General features: G+C 65.5%; 20 protein-coding genes. 11 read left to right on the forward strand and 9 right to left on the reverse strand.

Annotated features, from left to right (window positions below):
- Positions 1-63: 63 nt before the first annotated feature.
- Complete coding sequence (locus tag AB7290_RS07825; protein WP_085399592.1) at positions 64-1,509, forward strand: MATE family efflux transporter; 1,446 nt, start codon at positions 64-66, stop codon at positions 1,507-1,509.
- Here AB7290_RS07825 and AB7290_RS07830 read toward each other — a convergent pair.
- Complete coding sequence (locus AB7290_RS07830) at positions 1,483-1,761, reverse strand: hypothetical protein (protein WP_085399593.1); 279 nt, start codon at positions 1,759-1,761, stop codon at positions 1,483-1,485. The two genes, AB7290_RS07825 and AB7290_RS07830, sit on opposite strands and share 27 nt — an antisense overlap.
- A gap of 170 nt (positions 1,762-1,931) precedes the next feature.
- Between AB7290_RS07830 and AB7290_RS07835 the strand changes: the two genes are divergently transcribed.
- From AB7290_RS07835 to AB7290_RS07880, 10 genes are all read left to right on the forward strand, one after another.
- Positions 1,932-2,714: a MetQ/NlpA family ABC transporter substrate-binding protein gene (locus AB7290_RS07835; RefSeq protein ID WP_038944047.1), complete on the forward strand. Its 783-nt coding sequence runs from the start codon at positions 1,932-1,934 to the stop codon at positions 2,712-2,714.
- Between the two features lie 123 nt (positions 2,715-2,837).
- Complete coding sequence (locus tag AB7290_RS07840) at positions 2,838-3,872, forward strand: putative FMN-dependent luciferase-like monooxygenase (RefSeq protein ID WP_085399594.1); 1,035 nt, start codon at positions 2,838-2,840, stop codon at positions 3,870-3,872.
- A gap of 37 nt (positions 3,873-3,909) precedes the next feature.
- A complete protein-coding gene (locus tag AB7290_RS07845; protein WP_085399595.1) occupies positions 3,910-4,533 on the forward strand; it encodes a CMD domain protein in 624 nt (207 codons plus the stop codon).
- A gap of 12 nt (positions 4,534-4,545) precedes the next feature.
- Positions 4,546-5,130 carry an alkylhydroperoxidase domain protein gene (locus AB7290_RS07850; protein WP_085399596.1) on the forward strand — a complete coding sequence of 195 codons (585 nt, stop codon included), beginning with the start codon at positions 4,546-4,548 and terminating at the stop codon, positions 5,128-5,130.
- Between the two features lie 59 nt (positions 5,131-5,189).
- The gene (locus AB7290_RS07855) at positions 5,190-6,347 is read left to right on the forward strand and encodes an ABC transporter substrate-binding protein (RefSeq protein ID WP_085399597.1); all 1,158 of its coding nucleotides are present in this window, start codon (positions 5,190-5,192) and stop codon (positions 6,345-6,347) included.
- 56 nt (positions 6,348-6,403) lie between these two features.
- Complete coding sequence (locus tag AB7290_RS07860) at positions 6,404-8,227, forward strand: ABC transporter permease (RefSeq protein WP_085399598.1); 1,824 nt, start codon at positions 6,404-6,406, stop codon at positions 8,225-8,227.
- Positions 8,224-9,072, forward strand: a complete 849-nt coding sequence (locus AB7290_RS07865; protein WP_085399599.1) for an ABC transporter ATP-binding protein — start codon at positions 8,224-8,226, stop codon at positions 9,070-9,072. Before AB7290_RS07860 ends, AB7290_RS07865 begins: the two co-directional genes overlap by 4 nt.
- Positions 9,069-9,809 (forward strand): ABC transporter ATP-binding protein, encoded by a 741-nt coding sequence (locus AB7290_RS07870; RefSeq protein ID WP_063981254.1) that lies wholly within the window; start codon positions 9,069-9,071, stop codon positions 9,807-9,809. The genes AB7290_RS07865 and AB7290_RS07870 overlap by 4 nt, the downstream gene beginning before the upstream one ends.
- Positions 9,810-10,063: 254 nt before the next feature.
- The gene (locus AB7290_RS07875) at positions 10,064-11,137 is read left to right on the forward strand and encodes a HoxN/HupN/NixA family nickel/cobalt transporter (protein WP_085399600.1); all 1,074 of its coding nucleotides are present in this window, start codon (positions 10,064-10,066) and stop codon (positions 11,135-11,137) included.
- Complete coding sequence (locus AB7290_RS07880; protein ID WP_085399606.1) at positions 11,118-13,433, forward strand: TonB-dependent receptor; 2,316 nt, start codon at positions 11,118-11,120, stop codon at positions 13,431-13,433. Before AB7290_RS07875 ends, AB7290_RS07880 begins: the two co-directional genes overlap by 20 nt.
- Positions 13,434-13,439: 6 nt before the next feature.
- On the opposite strand, the gene AB7290_RS07885 is transcribed toward AB7290_RS07880, so the two are convergent.
- From AB7290_RS07885 to AB7290_RS07920, 8 genes are all read right to left on the reverse strand, one after another.
- A complete protein-coding gene (locus AB7290_RS07885) occupies positions 13,440-14,951 on the reverse strand; it encodes an ATP-binding protein (RefSeq protein ID WP_028154285.1) in 1,512 nt (503 codons plus the stop codon).
- A gap of 105 nt (positions 14,952-15,056) precedes the next feature.
- Positions 15,057-15,875, reverse strand: coding sequence for a YkgJ family cysteine cluster protein (locus AB7290_RS07890; protein WP_063981257.1), 819 nt, complete (start codon positions 15,873-15,875; stop codon positions 15,057-15,059).
- A 242-nt stretch (positions 15,876-16,117) separates the two neighbouring features.
- The gene (locus AB7290_RS07895; RefSeq protein WP_085399601.1) at positions 16,118-17,182 is read right to left on the reverse strand and encodes a ketopantoate reductase family protein; all 1,065 of its coding nucleotides are present in this window, start codon (positions 17,180-17,182) and stop codon (positions 16,118-16,120) included.
- 1,385 nt (positions 17,183-18,567) lie between these two features.
- Entirely contained in the window at positions 18,568-18,981 is a 414-nt protein-coding gene (locus AB7290_RS07900; protein ID WP_349642909.1) for a hypothetical protein, read from the reverse strand.
- Positions 18,947-19,210: a hypothetical protein gene (locus AB7290_RS07905; RefSeq protein WP_085402472.1), complete on the reverse strand. Its 264-nt coding sequence runs from the start codon at positions 19,208-19,210 to the stop codon at positions 18,947-18,949. The genes AB7290_RS07900 and AB7290_RS07905 overlap by 35 nt, the downstream gene beginning before the upstream one ends.
- Positions 19,211-19,482: 272 nt before the next feature.
- Complete coding sequence (locus AB7290_RS07910; RefSeq protein WP_144030797.1) at positions 19,483-19,815, reverse strand: hypothetical protein; 333 nt, start codon at positions 19,813-19,815, stop codon at positions 19,483-19,485.
- A 52-nt stretch (positions 19,816-19,867) separates the two neighbouring features.
- The gene (locus AB7290_RS07915; protein ID WP_085402473.1) at positions 19,868-20,059 is read right to left on the reverse strand and encodes a hypothetical protein; all 192 of its coding nucleotides are present in this window, start codon (positions 20,057-20,059) and stop codon (positions 19,868-19,870) included.
- A complete protein-coding gene (locus tag AB7290_RS07920) occupies positions 20,056-20,262 on the reverse strand; it encodes a hypothetical protein (protein WP_085402491.1) in 207 nt (68 codons plus the stop codon). The genes AB7290_RS07915 and AB7290_RS07920 overlap by 4 nt, the downstream gene beginning before the upstream one ends.
- Positions 20,263-20,623: the final 361 nt, after the last annotated feature.

Consider the following 20,623-nt stretch of genomic DNA (forward strand, 5'->3'; position numbering starts at 1 on the left):
ATTATTACCATAATGCAATGGGCGGCCGACCGGGCGGTCCGAGGGAACCACAGGATCGAACCCATGTCCGTCGAAGATGCCGCCGCGCCGGCCTTGTCCGCCGCGCCATTCGTGGCCCACACCGCGGCCCCGCTTCGCCAGGCGGCTACGCCGGCCCCAGGCGCAGCTGAGCAAAGACGCGCCGCGCTCCTGACCGCGCCGATCTTGCCCACGCTACTCAAGCTCGCGCTACCGACCGTCACCGTCCTGGTGGCACAGACCGCGGTCAACATCGCGGAGGCCTATTATGTCGGCTATCTCGGCACCGATGCGCTCGCCGGCGCCGCGCTGGTGTTCCCGATCTTCATGCTGATGACCATGATGTCGAACGGCGGGTTCGGCTCCGGCGTTGCGTCCTCGGTGGCGCGCGCGGTTGGAGCCGGCCGCCGCGCCGATGCCGAGGCGGCGCTGTTTCATGCGGTGGTGCTCGCGATCATTGCCGGCGGCGTGTTCACGCTCGGCGTCGTCCTCGGTGGTCCGCATCTCTATCGCGCCCTCGGCGGCACCGACGGTGCGCTCGCCGCTGCCACCACCTATTCCAACTATCTGTTCGCCGGCGCCATCCCGGTGTGGATCGTCAACCTCCAGGCTGCCGCGCTGCGCGGCGCCGGCAACGTCAAAGTGCCGGCCCTGGTGACTCTGGTCGGCGCCATCGTGACCATTCCGGTCTCGCCGGCACTGATCTTCGGGTTCGGGCCGATCCCGCGGCTCGGCATCGGCGGCGCCGGCATAGCCTTCGGCCTCTATTACGGCGCGGCGATGCTGTTCCTGCTGCACTACATGTCGACGGGCGCGACTGGCCTGAAGCTGCACATCGTGCCGTTGCGCGCAAAGATCTTCGGCGACATGCTGAAGGTCGGCATCCCCACCGCGTTCAACGCGGTGCTGACCAACCTCACCGTCATCCTCGTCACCGGTGCGGTCGGGCTGTTCGGCACGTCCGCTCTCGCCGGCTACGGCATTGCCTCGCGGCTGGACTACATCATGATCCCGCTGCTGTTCGGGATCAGCACGGCGACGCTGACCATGGTCGGCGTCAACATGGGCGCGGACCAGACCGCGCGGGCACGAAAGATTGGCTGGATCAGCGGCGTGGTCGGCATGATCATGACCGGCACGATCGGCTTGCTGGTTGCGATCTTCCCGACAGCCTGGCTGCACCTCTTCAGCCATGACGCGGACGTCGTCAGCGAGGGCATGACCTATTTGCGCATCGTCGCGCCCGCCTATGCCGCGCTCGGCTTCGGTTTTGTCAGTTCGTTCGCGGTGCAAGGCACCGGCCGAGCGATGGGGCCGCTCGCTTCGTCCTTCGCGCGCATCCTGATCGCGGCTGGCGGCGGCTGGATCGCGGTGGCGAGCTTTGGCGCGGGCATGGCGGGTCTCGCCACCATGGTCACGCTGTCGCTCGCCGTCTATGCCGCGATCTGTGTCCTGATCATGCTGTCACCGTGGACGTGGCGCTCCGAGTAAACAGGCATCACTGGATGCCGGCAGCGCCGACAGCAGCAGCAAATTGCTCAGCAGCTTGAGCGACGACGCGCTGATCAGCTTCATCGTCAGCGCGACGCCGGAATTGAACGGCACGCCCTGGAGCAGGGCATAGAGGCTCCGAGGCGCTTCCGGCTGGCGAACTTCGGGGCGGCGAGGGCGGTCATGGCTAAGCTCCTTGCTGGCCTTGCTGCTAATCTCGCATCCGGGGTGACACTTTGCCGTGATGCCCATCACGCTTACGGAACGCGCCGTCGTAACTGCGAATTCCTTTCCTATTTTGCGCCGAATGGAGAAGGTGTTCCTCGCAACAGGCCGGCAATATGGATTTCCATTTCATTGATTTCGCCTCGCGGAGAAGCGAATACGGTTCCAATCATTTTCGCTGAGTTTTGGAGACCAAGATGTCGTTTCGCCTCCCCTTGATCCTCGCAACCGCGCTTGCCGCCTGGTCGGCCGCAGCAACCGCCGAGACCATCAAGATCGGTGTGACGCCGGGCCCGCATGCGCAGATCTTCGAGGCGGTGAAGCCGATCGCCGCCAAGCAGGGCCTCGACATCCAGCTGATCGAGTTCTCCGACTACGTCGTGCCGAATGCCGCGCTCGATGCCGGTGAGATCCAGGCCAATTCGTTCCAGAACCAGCCTTATCTCGACAACCAGAAGGCCGACCGCGGCTACAAGATCGAATCCGTCGGGCTGACCGTGAACTTCCCGATCGGCGTCTATTCGAAGAAGCACAAGGCCTTCGCCGACATCCCTGAAGGCGGCAAGGTCTCGATCCCGAACGATCCGACCAATGGCGGCCGCGTGCTGCTGCTGCTGCGCGACAAGGGTGTGATCAAGCTGAAGGACGGCACGGGCTTCAAGCCGACGGTGCTCGACGTCACCGAGAATCCCAAGAAGCTGAAATTCATCGAGGTCGATGCGGCGCAGGCGCCGCGCGCGCTCGACGATGTCGATGCTGCCGCGATCAACACCAATTATGCAACCCAGGCGGGCCTCGATCCCGTCAAGGATCCGATCCTGCGCGAGGACCCGAAGGGACCCTACGTCAACCTGATCGCGGTACGTGCCGCCGACAAGGACAAGCCCTGGGTCAAGATCCTCGTCGACAGCTACCACACGCCCGAGGTGAAGGAGTTCGTCCTGACCAAGTTCAAGGGCGCGGTGCTGCCGAGCTGGTAGGCAATCTGCCTAACCAAGGTCCAGCGCGGGGGCGATCCGGCGGGCAGCCTTGCGCAATGCCCGCTTGTCTGGAGCTGCGGCAACCGACATCATCGGGGCCCATCCTCGCCCGACAGGGGTCGTATGAAACGCTTTGCAAACCTGAAACGACTGGGGTTCTTCACGCGGCTCCTCGATGAAGCCCCGCCAGCGGAGCGCTATCGCTTCGCCGCCGAGCAGATCGTGCGCGCTGAGAAAGCAGGCCTCGATTCCGCGTGGATCGCGCAGCATCATTTTCACGAGCGCGAGGGCGGCCTGCCGTCGCCCTTCACCTTCCTCGGCTACGTCGCGGCGCAAACCTCGCGCATCCGTCTCGGCACCGGCATCGTCACCCTGCCGCTGGAGAATGCGGTCCGCGTTGCGGAAGATGCCGCGGTGCTCGATCTGCTCTGCAACGGCCGCTTCGAGCTCGGCGTCGGCACTGGCGGCAATCCGTCGGCCTTTGCCGCCTTCGGCCTCGACAGTGCCCAGCGCAACGAGATCTTTGCCCGCAATCTTGACGTGGTCCGCACCGCCCTGGTCGGCAAGCCGCTCACTGGTGGCGATACGCTCTATCCGCAACGGCCCCAATTGGACAAGCGGATCTGGCAGGCGACGTTCTCGGTCGCCGGTGGTGCGCGCGCGGGCAAGGCCGGCGATGGCCTGCTGCTGTCGCGCACCCAGCCCCGGACCAAGGAGGCGCCGAAGGCCACGCTCGCCGAGATCCAGAATCCGGTCATCGATGCCTATCTTGAAGCGCTGCCGCCGGGATGCGAGCCCCGGATCATGGCCTCACGCAGCGTCTTCGTCGCCGACGACCGGACTGAAGCGATGCGCCTTGCCGATATCGGGCTGCGGCGCGCGCTGCCGCAGTTCCTCAAGGGCGGTCATGCCAGGCCTGGCGAGACGCTGGAGGAGATGATCATCGCATTCGACACCCATGTCGGTGCGGCCGACGACGTCATCGCCTCGCTCCGCGCCGATGCCACGCTGGAGCGGGTGACCGACCTCGTCTTCCAGGCGCATTCGGTGGACGCGCCGCATCCCCATATCCTGCGCTCGATCGAGCTTGTCGCGGAGAAGGTCGCGCCGGCGCTGGGCTGGACCCGGACGGCAGCTGACGTGGCTCTGGCGGGCTGATCGGAGTGAAAATGATCGCGTTGCACGAGGCTGACTGATGGCTACGAAAGATATCATCGACACGCTCGCCGGGATCGAACCGGGCACGGCTCTGAATGGCATTCGCGCACGCCGCCTGCAGGCGCGCGAGAACGCGCAGAAGAGCTATCTCTCGCTGTTCGAGCCAATCGACGCCGGCGACTTTTCGCTTGTGGAGCGCGCCGCGGTCGCGCTCTTCGTGATCGGCCTTCACCGCGAGCCCAATGTGGCCGCCTTCTACCGGGCGAAGCTCGCGGCGACCGCCGATGGTGCGCGCCTGGCCGAGGCGATCGAGGTCGAAATCGCGCGCGGCGAGACGTCAGGCCCGTACGGTGCGTATCCGGCCGGACCGCTGTCAGTCGAGAACACGGCCGGCCTGATCTATCGCGTGAGCGCGGAGGGCAGGTCCGTCCTTGGCGCCAGGCTCGCCGCGGCGCTGGAGCATGCGCATCTGCTGGTGTTCCGCCCGCGCGATGCCGCGTCCGCCGACATGAAGGCGCTGCTGGCCGCCGGCTGGTCGGACACCGGCATCGTCACCTTCTCTCAGCTCGTCGCGTTCCTGTCGTTCCAGGTGCGCGTCGTCACGGGCCTGCGCGTGCTCGGCGCCTCGCTGGGCACCGCAAGCGCTGCGGCCGGCGCGTAAGGAGACTGCATCATGAGCGCTGCAAACAACGTCAATCCGCCCGTCGTCTTCACCCAGGACGAACTCGGCTGGGTGTCGTGGATCGATCCGCTGCCCGAGGCCGAATTGACCGAGCGGCATTTCGCGGGCCTGGTCGATCGCTCCCGTGCCAAGTCCGAATACTTCCGCCTTCTCGTGCGCGATCCCGAGGTGCTGGAAGCCCGCACCAAGACCGACAAGGACATCTTCTACAACGTCGCCGACGGCCTGCCGCGCGCCGAACGTGAGCTCGCGGCGGCCGCGACCTCGCGCTATAACGGCTGCATCTACTGCGCTTCGGTGCATGCGCGTTTCGCCAGCACCTATTCCAAGCGCCGCGACGACGTGCAGCGGCTGCTCGACGAAGGCGTCCAGGCCGACCTCGGCGAGCGCTGGAACGCGGTGGTCAAGGCCTCGGTCGCGCTGGCCGCGACGCCGATCGCGTTCGGCCCTGAGAATGTCGAGGAGCTGCGCCGCGCCGGCCTCGACGATGCCGAGATCGTCGACGTCATCAACGGCGCCTCGTTCTTCAACTGGGCGAACCGGCTGATGCTGTCACTCGGTGAGCCCTCGAAATAGGCAATCTCACCGGCACAAGAATTGCTGTTTGTTTCAACACTATCTGGATGGAGCCGTGCATGAGCAACATCGATCGTCGTACCCTGGTCAAGGGCTCGCTCGCCGCCATGATGGCGGGAGCAGCCGGTTCGCGCGGCGCCTTTGCGCAATCCGCCGAGCCGATCCTGCTCGGCGTCAGCGGCCCCCTGACCGGGCCGAACGCGCAATATGGCACGCAGTGGAAGCAGGGCTTCGACCTCGCGCTGGACGAGATCCAGGCGGCTGGCGGCATCAACGGCCGCAAGCTCACCTACAATTTCGAGGACAGCCAGAGCGATCCGCGCCAGTCGGTGGCGATCGCGCAGAAATTCGTCTCCGATCCCCGCGTCGTCCTGGAGCTCGGCGATTTCTCCAGCCCCGCCTCGATGGCGGCTTCGCCGATCTATCAGCGCGCGGGCCTGGTGCAGTTCGGCTTCACCAATTCGCACCCTGACTTCACCAAGGGTGGCGACTTCATGTGGAGCACCTCGGTCAGCCAGGCCGACGAGCAGCCGCTGCTGGCGTCCTATGCCGTGAAGCGCCTCGGCCTGAAGAAGCTCGCGGTGCTGCACCTCAACACGGATTGGGGCCGCACCAGCCGCGACTATTTCGTCAATGCTGCAAAGGAATATGGCGCGGAGATCGCGGTCACCGAGGGTTATATCGCGGAGGAGCGCGACTTCCGCTCCACCCTGGTGCGCGTGCGCGATGCCAATCCGGACGGGTTGATCCTGATCTCCTACTACTCCGACGGTGCGCTGATCGCACGTCAGGCGCGGCAGGTCGGGCTAAAGCAGGTGATCTGTGCGGCAAGCTCGGTCTACTCGCCGAAATTCCTGGAGCTGGGCGGCGAGGCCGTCGAAGAGGTCCATGTCGGCACGCGCTACTTCCCGGAAGACCCGCGGCCCGAGGTGCAGAAATTTATCGCCGGCTTCAAGAAGAAGTACAACGGTCTGGAGCCAGACGCCTTCAACGCCTACGCCTATGATGCGATGAACATGGCGGCTGCCGTGGTGAAGATCGGCGGCACCGACCGCAAGGCGGTCCGCGACGCCTTCACCAAGGTCAAGGACGTCCCTAGCGTCATCTTCGGCGCCGCGACGTTCGACGTCGCGACTCGCCGCGTCAAGGGCGCCATGAACGCCGAGCTGGTCGTGCGCAAGGGCCAGTTCGCGCTCTGGGACGGCAAGCCGACCTGACATGATGGCCGGAGCGGGGGCTCCGGCCGCTTTCCTCTCTACGCGGTGATATCAGCGTGTCTTCCTGGCTCGACTACACGATCAACGGGCTGATCGTCGGCAATGTCTACGCGCTCGTTGCAGTCGGGCTTGCGCTGATCTTCGGCGTCAGCCGGCTGATCAACTTTGCCCAGGGCTCGATCTATCTCGTCGGCGCCTATATCGGCTGGGTCGCGGTGGTGCAGCTGCATACGCCGCTGCCGCTCACCATCATCGTGGTGGCGGTGGCGGCCGCGATCGTCGGACTGATCATCGAACGGTTCGGCCTGCGTCCGCTCCAGAATTCCGTGCGCATCGCGCCGTTGCTCGCGACCATCGGTATCAGCTTCGTGCTCGATCAGCTGGTGATGCTGACCTTCTCGCCCAACCCGCGCGCGCTGCCGAGCCAGCTGCCCGACGTGCGTTTCCAGGTCGGTGGCGGCACGATCGGACCGCTTGATCTGCTGATCGCCGGCGTCGGCCTCACCAGCGCGCTGCTGCTGTTCGTGTTCCTGCGCTACAGCAAGCTCGGCTGGGCGGTGCGCGCGACCGCGCAGGACCGCGATGCCGCGATGCAGATGGGCGTCGACGTCAACCGGGTTAATCAGGCCGTGTTTGGCATTGCGGCGGCGCTCGGTGGCGTCTCCGGCCTGCTGGTCGGCATGTACTACAACCAGATCGACACCGCGATGAGCCTGCAGGCAACGCTGAAGGGCGTCGTTGCGGAAGTGGTCGGGGGTGCCGGCAACGTGCCGGGCGCCGTGATCGGCAGCTTGTTGCTCGGGCTGGTCGAGAGCTACGGCGTCGCCGTGTTCGGCACGAGCTACCGCAATCTGTTCGCGTTCCTGCTGCTGGTCGTCGTGCTCGTGCTGCGTCCGAACGGCCTGTTCGCCAGCGCGCGGCAGGCGCCACCCGAGCCGCTCACCGGCACCTTCATCGCGCCGAGCCGCCCGGTGCGGATTCCGCGTTGGGCGCTGCTGGTTGCCGCCGGCGTGTTCGCGATCCTGCCGTTCTTCCCGGTGTCCTTCTATGTGCTCCAGACCCTGATCAACGCCTGGCTGCTCGGCATGCTCGCGCTCAGCCTGACGCTGGTTGCGGGCACGGTGGGACAGGTTTCGCTCGGACATGCCGCGCTGCTCGCGATCGGCGCCTACACCTCGGCGCTGCTGTCGCTGAATTTCTCCGTCCCCGTCGGCCTCGCCATCATCGCCGGCGGCCTGATGAGCGCCGCGCTCGGCACGGCATTGATCTCGCCGTCGTTCCGTCTGCGCGGGCATTATGTGTCGATCGCGACGCTGGCCATCGGCGAGATCGTGTCGCTGGTGATTTTGAACTGGGAGAGCGTCACCCGCGGCCCGATCGGCATCTCCGGCATTCCGCCGCTGTCGCTGTTTGGCTACGATTTGGTCAGCCCGACCTCGATCTACTGGTTCAGCTTTGTCGTGATGGTCGTGCTGGCGCTGCTGCAGGGGCGGCTGCTCGGCTCGCATCTCGGCCGCAGCTTCCGCGCCATCCGCGACGACGACATCGCCGCGCGCGCCTATGGCCTCAGCCTGAACCGCTACAAGTCGCTGGCCTTCATCTTCGGCGGCTTCGCCGCCGGCGTCAGCGGCGGCATCGCCGCGCATCTCTATTCCTACATCAACCACGAGACCTTCAACACGCAGCAATCCATCCTGGCGCTGACCGTCGTGATCCTCGGCGGCCTCGGCAACGTCGTCGGCGCCATCGTCGGAGCGGTCGCGCTGGTCGGCTTGCCGGAGGTGTTCCGGATCGCGGCGGAGTATCGCATCCTGATCTACGGCATCGTGCTGCTGCTGCTCGTGCGGTTCAGGCCGCAGGGCCTGTTGGGCACGATATGATGGCGGAGCACGCGCCCATGCTGTCCCTGCGCGGATTGACGCGCCGTTTCGGCGGCCTCACGGCCGTGGACGCCATCGACCTCGATCTCGCCAGGGGTGAGCTCATCAGCATCATCGGCCCGAACGGTGCCGGCAAGACGACGCTGTTCAACCTCGTGACCGGGCTCGATCGGCCCGATGCCGGCAATGTCGGCTTTGAAGGTCAGGACATCACGGGTCTGTCGCCCGAACGGCTCGCTGCTGGAGGTATCGCGCGCACGTTCCAGCTCGGTCGCGTCTTCGGCAATCTCAGCGTCATGGACAACGTCCTGATCGGCGCGCATACGCGGCTGCGCGCGGTGAAGCCCGCAGTGCCTGTGATCGGCCCGCTGCTGGAGTTGGGGCTGGCGCTGTTGCGTCCGGCCAGCGTCAGGGACGAAGAGGAACGGCTGCGCGAGGAGATGAAGACTATTCTCGCACGCTTCGGCGAGCGGTTGCTGCCGCGGATCGACCAGCCGGCCTACAGCCTGTCCTATGCCAACCGCCGCCGCGTCGAGATCGCGCGCGCGCTTGCGCTGAAGCCGCGCCTGTTGCTGCTCGACGAGCCGACCGCCGGCATGAACCCGACCGAGACCGCGGAGATGCAGGGCCTCGTCGCCGAGCTGAAGGCCGAGGGGCTGACCATCCTCCTGATCGAGCACAAGCTTGAAATGGTGATGCGCCTCTCCGACCGCGTCATCGTCATGGACGAGGGCAAGAAGATTGCGGAAGGGCCGGGTGAAGTGGTGCGTGGCGATCCCAAGGTGATCGAGGCCTATCTCGGCCATGGCCTGTCGGAGACGCCGGAGCGGGAGAGCGTGGTATGACGACTGGCGCATCCGAGCCGCTGCTGGCGCTCTCGAACGTCAACACTTTCTACGGCCAGGCGCAGGTGCATTTCGACCTGTCGATCACGGTCGGCCGCGGCCATATCGTCTGCCTGCTCGGCGGCAATGCCAGCGGCAAGTCGACCACGATGAAGATCATCTTGGGCCTGGTGAAACCGCGCTCGGGTGACGTGACCTTCGACGGTGCCTCGCTGCTCGGGCTCACCACGCCGCAGATCGTCCGCCGTGGTATCGCATCTGTTCCCGAGGCGCGGCGGTTGTTCGCGGACATGAGCGTGCGCGAAAACATCCTGATGGGGGCCTTCGTGCGCAACGACCGCGATGCGGTGGCGCAGGATCTCGACAAGATGCTGACGCTGTTCCCGAAGCTTGGTCAGCGGCTGTCGCAGCGTGCCGGTTCGCTCTCCGGCGGCGAGCAGCAGATGGTCGCGATGGCGCGCGCGCTGATGAGCCGTCCGAGGATGATCGTGATGGACGAGCCGACCATGGGCCTGTCGCCGCTCTATGTCGACCGCGTGCTGGAGTTGATCCGCACCATCAACCAGGAAGGCGTGTCGGTCTTCATGGTCGAACAGAACGCCAGCCTCGCGCTCGAGATCGCGCACGAGGCCTATGTGCTCCAGACCGGCAAGATCGTGCTCTCAGGCCCGGCGCGGGCGCTGAAGGACGACCCCCGCATCCGCGATGCCTATCTTGGTGGTTCCGAGGCCGCGTAGCACCATCTCGGCCTGCATGGTTCGCCCGGCGATGCAGAGCATCGTCCGGACGCCCGCTGCGCGGGCTCCTCACCATGAGGGTCTGCTCGCAACGTGGCCGCGAATCCAGGCCTCATCCTGAGGACCCCGCGCAGTGGGCGTCTCGAAGGATGGTTACAAGCATTCCTGCAAAGCGGCCCCCTGGAATTGCATTGGTTAGTGTGATCATTCTATGAAAAGATCATACCGTTGCCGCGAAGGGGCGTGCGAACGGAATGATTGTCGTGACGAAATGGTCCCTACGGGCGGTGGAGCCCGCCACCGTGTTGCTGTTCGGCGGGCTCATCGCCGCCAACGTCGCCGCATGGGCCTGGGCCTTCGCGGCGTTCGGTGACCGGCCGACGGTGATGGCGACCGCGCTGCTGGCCTGGGTGTTTGGCCTCCGCCATGCCGTCGATGCCGACCACATCGCCGCCATCGACAATGTCGTGCGCAAGCTGATGCATGCGGGCGGTGCGCCGCGCAGCGTCGGCCTCTATTTCGCCCTCGGCCATTCCACCGTGGTCGTGGTCGCGACCATGCTGCTGGCACTCGGGGTGGTAAGCCTCGGCGGCGACAGCCTGCTCAGGGATATCGGCGGCCTCATCGGCACATCGGTGTCGGCGCTGTTCCTGCTCGTGATCGCGGCCATCAATCTCGCCATCTTCGTCGGCCTGTGGCGGACGTTTCGCATCGCGCGCGCGCAGGGCATCCACGACGCCGCGCAGCTCGACGCGCTGCTGGCGAGCCGCGGATTCCTGGCGCGCCTGCTCGGCCCGATGTTCCGCCTGGTGACAAAGCCCTGGCACATGCTCCCGCTCGGGTTCCTGTTCGGGCTCGGCTTCGACACCGCGACCGAGATCGGCCTGCTCAGCATCTCCGCGACGGAAGCCGCGCGCGGCGCTTCGCTCGTCGACGTCATGGTCTTTCCCGCGCTGTTCGCGTCGGGCATGGCGCTGGTCGACACCGCCGACTCGGCGCTGATGGTCAGCGCCTATCGCTGGGCCTTCGTCGATCCCCTGCGAAAGCTCTGGTACAACCTCACCATCACCGGCGCCTCCGTCGCGGTGGCGCTGTTGATCGGCGGCATCGAGGCGCTCGGCCTGATCGCCGACCGGCTTGGTCTAACCGGCGGGGTGTGGACGCTGGTCGACGGCCTCAACGAGTCGCTCGCCAATGTCGGCTTCGCCGTGATCGCGCTGTTTGCGATCGCCTGGCTCGTTTCGGTCGTGCTCTATCGCCGCATGTTTGCGGGCGCCGCGTCCCGCGCGAATGTACTTCGGGGCGCCGATGCGACCGAGGCGGCCTGAGCTCGGCCGTCGTTGCGGAGCGTTGACGGCATTTTCGGCCATCATGCTTCTCGCGGATGACGGCAGCGCGTTCGCGCAGAGCAGTAGCGCCTCGCGCGAACTGCCGCCGATCGAGGTCTCCGGCGGCGAGACGACGCCTCACAAGAGACTGCCCGCATCGCGGCGAGCCAGCAAGCCGGTCCTGGCCAATCGCCGTCACGTGGCTCAGCCGACGCAGGCTCCGGCCTCGGACGCCCGCAGCGTCGCCTCCGGCGCAAAGGGCCCGCCAGGCATGGCGAGCGAGATCACCGTCTCCGGCGATGAGATCAATGCGCGTCCTTTCGCCCGGCCGGGCGAGGTGCTCGAAGCCGTGCCGGGGCTGATCGTCACCCAGCATTCCGGCGAAGGCAAAGCCAACCAGTATTTTCTGCGCGGCTACAATCTCGACCACGGCACCGATCTCGCCATCTATGTCGATGACGTCCCCGTCAACATGCGCACCCACGCGCATGGCCAGGGCTATGCCGATCTCAACTGGCTGATCCCGGAAACCATCAGCGCGATGGATGCGCGCAAGGGGCCGTACTTCGCCGACGAGAGCGATTTCGCCTCTGTCGGCAGCGTGCGCATCGGCCTGATCGACCGTACCGAAAAGGGCCTCGCGCAGGTGACCGCCGGCAGCTTTGGCTATCGTCGTCTTCTCGGCATGGACTCAGCGAAAGTCGGTGACGGTTCGCTGCTCGTCGCCGGCGAGATCGGCACCTACAATGGCCCCTGGGACAATCCGGACAACGTGCGCAAGCTGAACGGTCTCGTGCGCTACAGCCGGGGCACCGCGACGGATGGCCTGACCATCGCCGGCATGGCCTATGCCAACAAATGGAATTCGACCGACCAGGTGCCGCAGCGTGCGATCACCGCCGGTTTTATCGACCGCTTCGGCTCGGAAGATCCGAGCGACGGCGGCAACACCAACCGCTTTGCGCTCTCCGGCCGCATCGCGCAGAGCGACGATGTGGGGTCGTGGAAGGCCAACGCCTACGTCGTGAAGAGCCAGCTCGACCTCTTCAACAATTTCACCTATTTCCTCAGCGATCCCGTGCTCGGCGACCAGTTCCACCAGCACGACGACCGCCTGATGGCGGGCGCCAACATCTCGCGCACGCTGAACGGCTCGTTCGCCGGCCTGCCGATGCAGACCACGATCGGCCTGCAATCGCGCTATGATTCGATCGATCTGGCGCTGAGCAACACGTTCCAGCGCGGCTTCCTCTCAAGCATTCGCAGCGACAAGGTCGGCGAGGGCAGCGTCGGTGTCTTCGCCGAGAACACCGTGCGCTGGACTGATTGGCTGAGGACCACTGTCGGCCTGCGCGGCGACTACTATGCGGCCGACGTCACCTCGCTGTTCAATGCCAACAATTCCGGCCGCACTGACGCCGCGCTCGGCAGCCCGAAATTCCGCGTGGCGCTCGGCCCGTTCAACCAGACCGAATTCTTCCTCGGCGCCGGCACCGGCATGCACTCGAACGACGCGCGCGGCGCGACCACGACGGAAGATCCGAGCGATCCCGCCACGCGACTGACGCCGTCGCCGCTGCTGGTGCGTACCAGGGGCGCGGAGGTTGGCGTCCGCAGCAAGATCGTGCCCGGCCTCGACACCTCGTTCAGCCTCTTCATCCTCGATCAGGATTCCGAGATCCTGTTCTCCGGCGATGCCGGCGATACCTCGGCGACCCGCGCCAGCCGCCGCTACGGTTTCGAGTGGACCAATCATTACCGCCCGCGCTCGTGGATCGACATCGATGCCGATCTCGCCATGACGCATGCGCGCTTCCGCGGCACTGACAGCGAGCAGGCGGAGGTCTACGCCTCGCTCGCGGGCTATCCCGAAGCGCAGATCGGCAACGCGCCCGGCAACTACATTCCGAACGCGCCGGCGATGGTGGCATCAGTCGGCATCACGCTCGGCGAGAAGACCGGCTGGTTTGGGGCTTTGCGCTGGCGCTATCTGGCGTCGAGCCCGCTGACGGAAGACAATGCGTTCCGCTCGTCCGCGACCAGCATCTTCAACAGCCGCCTCGGCTATCGCATCGACAACGGCTGGCGCATCCAGCTCGACGTGCTCAATCTCTTCAACACGCAGGCGAACCAGATCACTTATGCCTACGGTTCGCTGCTCAAGACCGACACGCTGTACAATCTCTGCACCGGCGGCGTCGCGCCGACGGCGGTCTGCCAGAACGGCGTGATGGATTACGTGCTGCACCCGGTCGAGCCGCTGAGCTTTCGCCTGACTGTCGCCGGGACGTTCTAGGCGATCTCAAGCCGAGGCCGCGCTCGGAACCGGCTCCGCCGGCAGATCGTCGCCGTTGGGATCGCCCGGCGCGGTGGCCCAGGCCAGCTCCACCAGCGTCACGATCCGGCGGCCGGCGCCGTCGAGCTGGCAGACGATCAGGCCCTGCTCCTCCATGTAGCCGAGCAGGCGCTGGGCGCGGCGCAGCGAATGCGAGCCGTAGGCACGCGCGATCGCGGCATCGCCGGGGCAGGGCCAGCCTTCCTTCGCCGCGCGTGCGATCATCATGAACACGCCCTGCATGTCGTCGGGCAGGATCGAGGCGCGCAGCGACACGTCCTGCCAGACATCGTCCTCGGCATGCTCGGCGCCGAGCCCGGCGCGCGCGCGCGTCAGCATGCGGCGGAATTCGTTCAGATCAGGCACCGCGGAGCCGAGGCCCTCGATGCGGCAGCGAACCACGAACTCCTGATAGAGCACGCCGACGGCGCGGAAGCCGGCATCGGGCTCGGCGAGCACGGCGCGAAGCGTACGATCGACGCGCTCGCGCCGCTCGGCGAGCTCCTCGGCGCTGATCGGCACCTCGGCCACCTCAGGCCGGATCTCCGGCGCGGCCGCCTTCGCGGCGCGGAGCTGCTCGAGCAGATCAGGCGCGGGCCGGCGCTGCGGGCGGCTGGCATCGGGCGGCGGTGCGGCCAGGATGACGGCGCGCATATCCTCGAGTGCGGCTTCCGGCATCGGCATCAGCCGCGGCGTGGAATTGCGCGCGTGGGTGTCGGTCGGGCCGATATGCAAACGCAGGGGGCGTCGCGACAACGCCGGGCCGAGCGCCATGAACTGTCCGCGCTCGAGATCGCGAAAGGATTCGGCCTGCCGCCGCTCCATGCCGAGCAGGTCGGCGGCGCGCGCCATGTCGATGTCGAGGAAGGTCCGGCCCATCAGGAAATTGGAGGCTTCCGCCGCGACGTTCTTGGCGAGTTTTGCCAGGCGCTGGGTCGCGATGATGCCGGCGAGGCCACGCTTGCGGCCGCGGCACATCAGATTGGTCATCGCGCCGAGAGAGAGCTTGCGCGCCTCGTCCGAGACCTCGCCGGCGACCGCCGGCGCGAACAGCTGCGCCTCGTCGACCACCACCAGCATCGGGTACCAGTGATCGCGGTCGACGTCGAACAGGCCGCCGAGGAACGCCGCGGCACGCCGCATCTGGTTCTCGGCGTCCAGCCCTTCGAGATTGAGCACGGTGGAGACGCGATGCAGCCGCGCGCGCTCGCCGGCGACCTGAAGGCCGCGCTCGGTGTGATCCTCGGCCTCGATCACCAGATGACCGAATTGCTCGGCCAGCGTGACGAAGTCGCCTTCGGGGTCGATGATGGCCTGCTGCACCCAGGGCGCGCTCTGTTCGAGCAGCCGCCGCAACAGATGCGACTTGCCGGAGCCCGAATTGCCCTGCACCAGGAGCCGGGTCGCCAGCAGTTCCTCGAGGTCCATGGCGGCCGCGGCGCCTGCCGTGGTCTGCCCCATCTCGATCGCAACTGTCATGTCCCCGACTCAAGTCCCCATCATTCGCGGAGTGGGGCTTATCAACCCGGCCGGGGCGCGTCGAGCGGCACCGTGCGAATCATGCGGTGTTGCCCACGGCGGAGTTCAGGCGTGATTCGATTGCCGTAAAAGTGCGGGCCGATAGGGCGCCTGCGGATCGTCGTCCTCGTTCTCGGGGATCGCACAGGAGCCGAATTCCTGCCGGATACGCTCGATCTCGGCGATGCGCTCGTGCAGCCGCTGCAGATGCTCGGGCGATGTCGCGCGCCAGAACCGGAAGGTGTCGGTGGTGAGCGGCAGGAACGCCGTTCCGAACAGCGTCGGCTCGGGAACGATGGTGCGTCCGAGCAGCAGGAACCGGTTCTCGCCGGAGACCACGAGGGTCGCGTAGCCGCGGTTACCGATCCGCCTGATCCCGTTCAGCGACCATTCGACGAGCTTGCTGAAATAAGGCTCCTCGCGCCAGCGATCGGGGCAGTGGTCGTCGACCGTCACGTTGACCGCGTCCTGGCTGAAATGCACGATGATGCCGGACGTCGCCGGAAACCACGCATCATCGAGATGACCTTGCAGCCAGGCGCAGACGAACGACCGGCACATCTGCGGGCGGCGGTCGTAGATGGTGCACCCGGTTCCCGTCTGCCAGTGTCTGCACAGCTGGTTCACCGGCTTGTCGACGGCGGCCACTTCAAGGATATCGCAGCAGGCGTTGCACGATCCGCACTGCCGGGTCAGCGGCGCCGTTTTCGGCAGGCCGGTCGCGCGAAAACCCTGGCCGTCGCGGACCAGGAGCTTTTGCTTCTCCAGCGTGCTCAGCGCGCGCTCGACCTTGAGGCGGGACAATCCGGTCGCGTCAACGATCCCCTTCATCGTCGTCGCGCCGGCCTCCACCGCGCGAGCGACCTGCAACGCCGTCTGATCCATCGTCTTCTACTTGTTCTTCAGCCCTTCGATCCGGCCATCGCGCTGCCCCGGAACCTGCGGAAATCGGCGCTCGCGTGACGGCTAGCAGTCGCATGTATGCGGGATTTACGCAAACGGACTGCTGAGCAGGATCGCCCGTATTGGGCCAAATTGTAAGCCCATGCTCAGGGGCGATCCGATCTGCATCGACAATTCGATCAGTGCAGGCCGGCGCGACCTATGACGGCAGCGCCGGCACGCTGCTACTGCGCGCCAGATCCGCCCTGCACGATCTTCTCGTTCAGCTTCAGGTCCACGGTCTCGACCGTGCGGTCGATCTCGGCATTGGGGGCGCCGAGCTGATGCGAGATCAGCTTCACCAGCAGGTCGACGCGCTCGATGAAGGGCGCGCCGCTCGCGACCGCGCGCGCGGCCGATGACGGCTTGAGCAGGCTTTCGGCGGCCTTGGCGTATTTCGCGAACGGCACCTGGTCCTGCGGATCGGCGCCGAGACGGCGGGCGATCGCGTCGACATGATCGTAGATCGTCTGCGAACGCTTGAGATCGCCGTGCACGGCGTCGCGGATCGACTGCGGCTCGTGCGGCGTGATGCAGCGATAGTTGCCGGTCAGCAGCATCGACCATTTCGCCAGCGGCACGAACAGCGAAGAGAACACTTTCAGCTTCACCGGCACGTCGTGACCGTCGAGCGTCACCGCGTCGATGTCGGCTTCGAGCTCGCGCAGCACCTTGTTGTGCTTCTCGTCGGCGAAGGCCGATGCCTTGAAATTCGTCGGCAGGCCGACATGAAGCACGTTGGCGGCTTCTTCCGGCGGACGGAAGGCCTGCGGGTCGGGCGAGCACAGCGTCACCAGGCCGGGCTCGAAGCGCTCCCACACCTGCGCATTGGTGTAGGCCTCCTCGAGATCCATGTCGGCAAGCGACGGGATCCGCTTCAGGTAGGGCAGCGGCGGCATGTTCATGATCGACAGGCACGGCAGCTTCGCCGCGGCGATCTTGACCATGAGAACGCGGACCGTGTGGTTGGTGTATTGCGGCTCCTGCATTGCCAGGCCGACCATGTCGTAGCGCGAGAGGTCGACATTGCCCGGCGTCACCGCGTCGAGCTTGCCGGGCAGGTCGCGCGAGAAGATCGCCCGGTGCACCGCCTCGTCACGCAGCTTGATGCGCACCTCGGTACCGTCACGGTTGATCAGCTCAGCGGTCTTGGCGCGGCAGACCAGGGACACGTTATGGCCCGCCATCAGCAGCTTCGTGCCCAGCAGGGAACCGTAGGAAGCCCCGAGAATCAGGATGTTACGCGCCATATTCCGTCCCTTTGAAAATGTGTGGGATTTTTGAGCCCCGGCCGTCATCCGCGGGCGAGTTGCCGGCATGTAAAGCGAAGTCCGCGGGGATGGCAACTGGGATAATGCATACAAGGCGGAAGGCGGACTGCCGGGCGGGCGCGGGTGATCGGTCGCCCGGATGGAGCGCAGCCCGATCCGGGACCGCTCGTCCGGCGCCCACGCCTTTCCCGGATTGCGCGGAGCCTGTCATCGGGCGGCGCTTCGCGTCGACCCGTTGGCTCCATCCGGGCGACGGGGCTCTCGTTGCCCGACGGGCAAAACACCCGAGAGGGCGTCAAGCCGCGCGGGCGAAAATATTCCACTTTACCGAAATTCGGAATTGGCGCATATGCTGCCCATCCCGGCTCACCAAGAGGGGCGATCTTGTGTCGTCACTGTCGCGAGCCGGGTTGCGGTGGACGCGGCAGCGTTGGGCGCGAGAAGTGCGGGTAGGGCGGATTGCTCTCCGTGAGCCCAAGACTTCGTGCCGGATGAGCGGCGCTGTCAGGTTCGTCTCGTCTGTAAGTTTCCGGCTCCGTCGACAGGGCTGGAAAAACTGCGGCGAAATGGCGGGCCGTGCGTACGGCAAAACCGTGTGGTCCTTTCCGCAAGCGCTGTTTTCGGCCGGTTGAAAGCGGTGAAAGTACCTGAAACTAAAGGCATATTTCGGTTTTAGTCGCACTAACGAAAGGCCCGCCCGAACCTGCCGGGCCCTATTAGGCCCTAGTTTCACATCCTGCCGTTGGGCGCGAGTTGGAGTTCGGGAAGCTTAAGCCGCTCGAACGGCCTGAGGATCGCGGCGCGCCCCATGCGGTGGCCCTGCGATCCGCGCGCGCTGTACGGCCTTCCCGGGCCTGCGCTGAGGCGGCCCGGTTGCCGTGGTTGGCCCGAATGAACGGACTACTTTTTCTGCTCGGTGGTGGTTGTGGTGGTCGGGGTGCCGTCGCGCGCGTCCCGTCGCTCGTCGCGTCCTGTGCGCCGGTCTTGACGCCGTTCTGTGCGTCCGGTCCGGCGTTCCTGGCGCCTTTCTGTTCGCCCGCTTCGCCGCTCCTGACGGCGCTCTGTCCCAGACATCGGCGCGTCCGCGGGCGGCGTCGTGGGCGTGGCGGGCGCCGTGGTGGTCTGAGCTTCCGCCTCTGACACCGCCAAAATTGCGGGCGAGGCCATAAGCCCAAACACGGCCGCGTGTCCAAGGAAAGTGAGTGCGTTGCGACGACAGACCTGTTTCGGCTCCGAACGTTCACTCATCGTCAGGCTCCCGGTTGCTGTTGCCCCAGAGCATCGCACCTGAGGTCGAGAGCCGGCGCTTGATCTAGATCAAATAGGCGCAGTTGCACCCGGCAGCGTGCCAACGTCGTCAAAGATTACTTTTTGGTCGGCCCGCTGCTCTCATTTACTTGGTCAGCTTCAAGCCACGCTGGAATTTTCGGCGACGGGATTGACGTTCTCGGCAGGTGGGGGATCATGGTCCCCGCGGTGACGACCAATCCCTCGTTGAATTTGGTTCGCGCAAAATCCTTCGCTTCTGCTTCGGTTTCAAACGTCTTGGTTAAGCGCGGATGTCGCCGTCTTAACAGCGTGCCATCCGGCGGCACTTCAAAAGTGACGTACCAAGTGTGTTTCATGCCGTGATGCCGCCGCCGGCTATCGGTCGCCTGCGCCCGCGCCGGGGGCGATAAAAAAGCCGCCACCGGGACGAAGCGGTGACGGCTTCTTTCTCGCTCGTGACCGCGAAACAAGTCTTTACCGCCCCGCCCCAACGCGATTGACGCCGCCATTTGCATTGCCACCGGCGTTATGACGGACCGCAGCGCGCGCCACCGGACGAGGCCTCAGCACGACGCCTGCCCGGGCAACGCAACCCACTGGATATTCAACGTACTGGCAGTACACGACCGCCTGGGCTGGCGCTGGATTGAGCGAGACACCTGCAAGCCCCAACAGGGCGCTAGCAGCAATCCCGGCAACAGTCGCTGACTTGATCGAAAGACGCTTCTCCGGATGCATGTTGGACCTCCCTCTTCGCGCTTGCGTCACTGAAAGGTGACGGGAGCCGCCTCAGGTGCGGCTGAACATGGCATGAGCGCTAAAGGATCGCTGACGTTGACCTAGATCAACGGAGGGTCTGTGCGCTGTTGCCCCTCCCGGTGTCCGTCCTATGGCCCGGCGCTGGCGGCGCGCTGTACGGCCTTCTGCCGGGCCTTGGCGGTGCCGTAGGCCGCCTGTCGCCGTTGCGGTGACGTGCTGCCGCGCTCGACGGGTGATGAGGCGACGCCGCGCTAAGGGTTCTCCTCGCTGTGTTCTTCGAGCAGCTTCCGGGTAGCCTTGATGCGGGCGGAGACGTTCTGAAGCGTTGCGTCCGAACTGATACCTTGCGAATGCAGGAGCATCCACAGGGCTTCGGCAAGGATGACTTGATTTTCTAAAATGGCGCGTTGGATTTTATCCATCATCATCCATGCTCCGTTGGTTGCCGTCCGCTGTCGGTCGCCTGTCCGCGCCGTGATGCTGGCGCGGTCGAGCGCGCGACTTCGATCAAGTTGCAGATTTTGCGCTTTTGTCCCAAGAACAGAACTGCGCTTGCGTTGCGCGGCGGCTGGCGATGGTGACACGGTGGCGCTGCCGGTGCGAGCCGCTGCCGTGTGAACCAAGGCACTGAGGGCGTTACGCCCGCTTCGCCGTCTTGTTGGAAGCTTCGATCATCGCAAGCTCAACCTGATCTGCAAGGCTGGTCAGATGCAGGGCCAACCTATCGAACATTTCCCGCTTGGCCGGGACAGTGGCAAGATCGCGGATTAGCGCGGCCTCAGCGGCATCTTTCCGAAGCTTTTCAAGAGCCGCTTGATAATCCCTCATCTAGTTGCTTTGAGCGGCCGCTGGGCGGCTGACCCTAAGCTTTCGTTCAGCCAGTCCGCCGTATCGGCCCCGGACGCTTTGCGGAGCAGCTCGTCTTTTTCTGCCCCGGGGGGAAGAAGCGCCGCAAGTTCGCGCGCCGTCTTGGCGAATGACGCAAGACGATCTTGCAGCGACAATTGTTGCTTGAAACGACGCCGTTTCATGGCGCGCTCCTTTCCATTCAAGAGGAAGGCGGGAGCGCAACCGGCGTTCACATCACCGATAAGAGCCAATGAAAGGGCGGTGATGCAGGACCAACACTCTTCGAGCAAGTCTGTTCCGGGCCCGCTCAGTCAAAGAGGACCGGGGCCATGACCAATCGGTCGTCAGGGTCCTGTGGAGGGCGCGAGTTCCTGCGGGTACCGCGCGACCGTGCCGCGCAAGCGTATTTGCAATCGCGCATTCCCGGCTTTATTTTATGCGAATTGGTACACAAATTCCGTGTGCGCCGATTGGCCATAAGCAGACCGCAAACTGCGAAGGCTTGATGCCCGCTTCAGCCGCGTGAGCGGACGTTATCAGCCA

Source organism: Bradyrhizobium sp. 613_E4_N2_2 (assembly GCF_052075995.1).
Lineage (GTDB): Bacteria > Pseudomonadota > Alphaproteobacteria > Rhizobiales > Xanthobacteraceae > Bradyrhizobium > Bradyrhizobium barranii.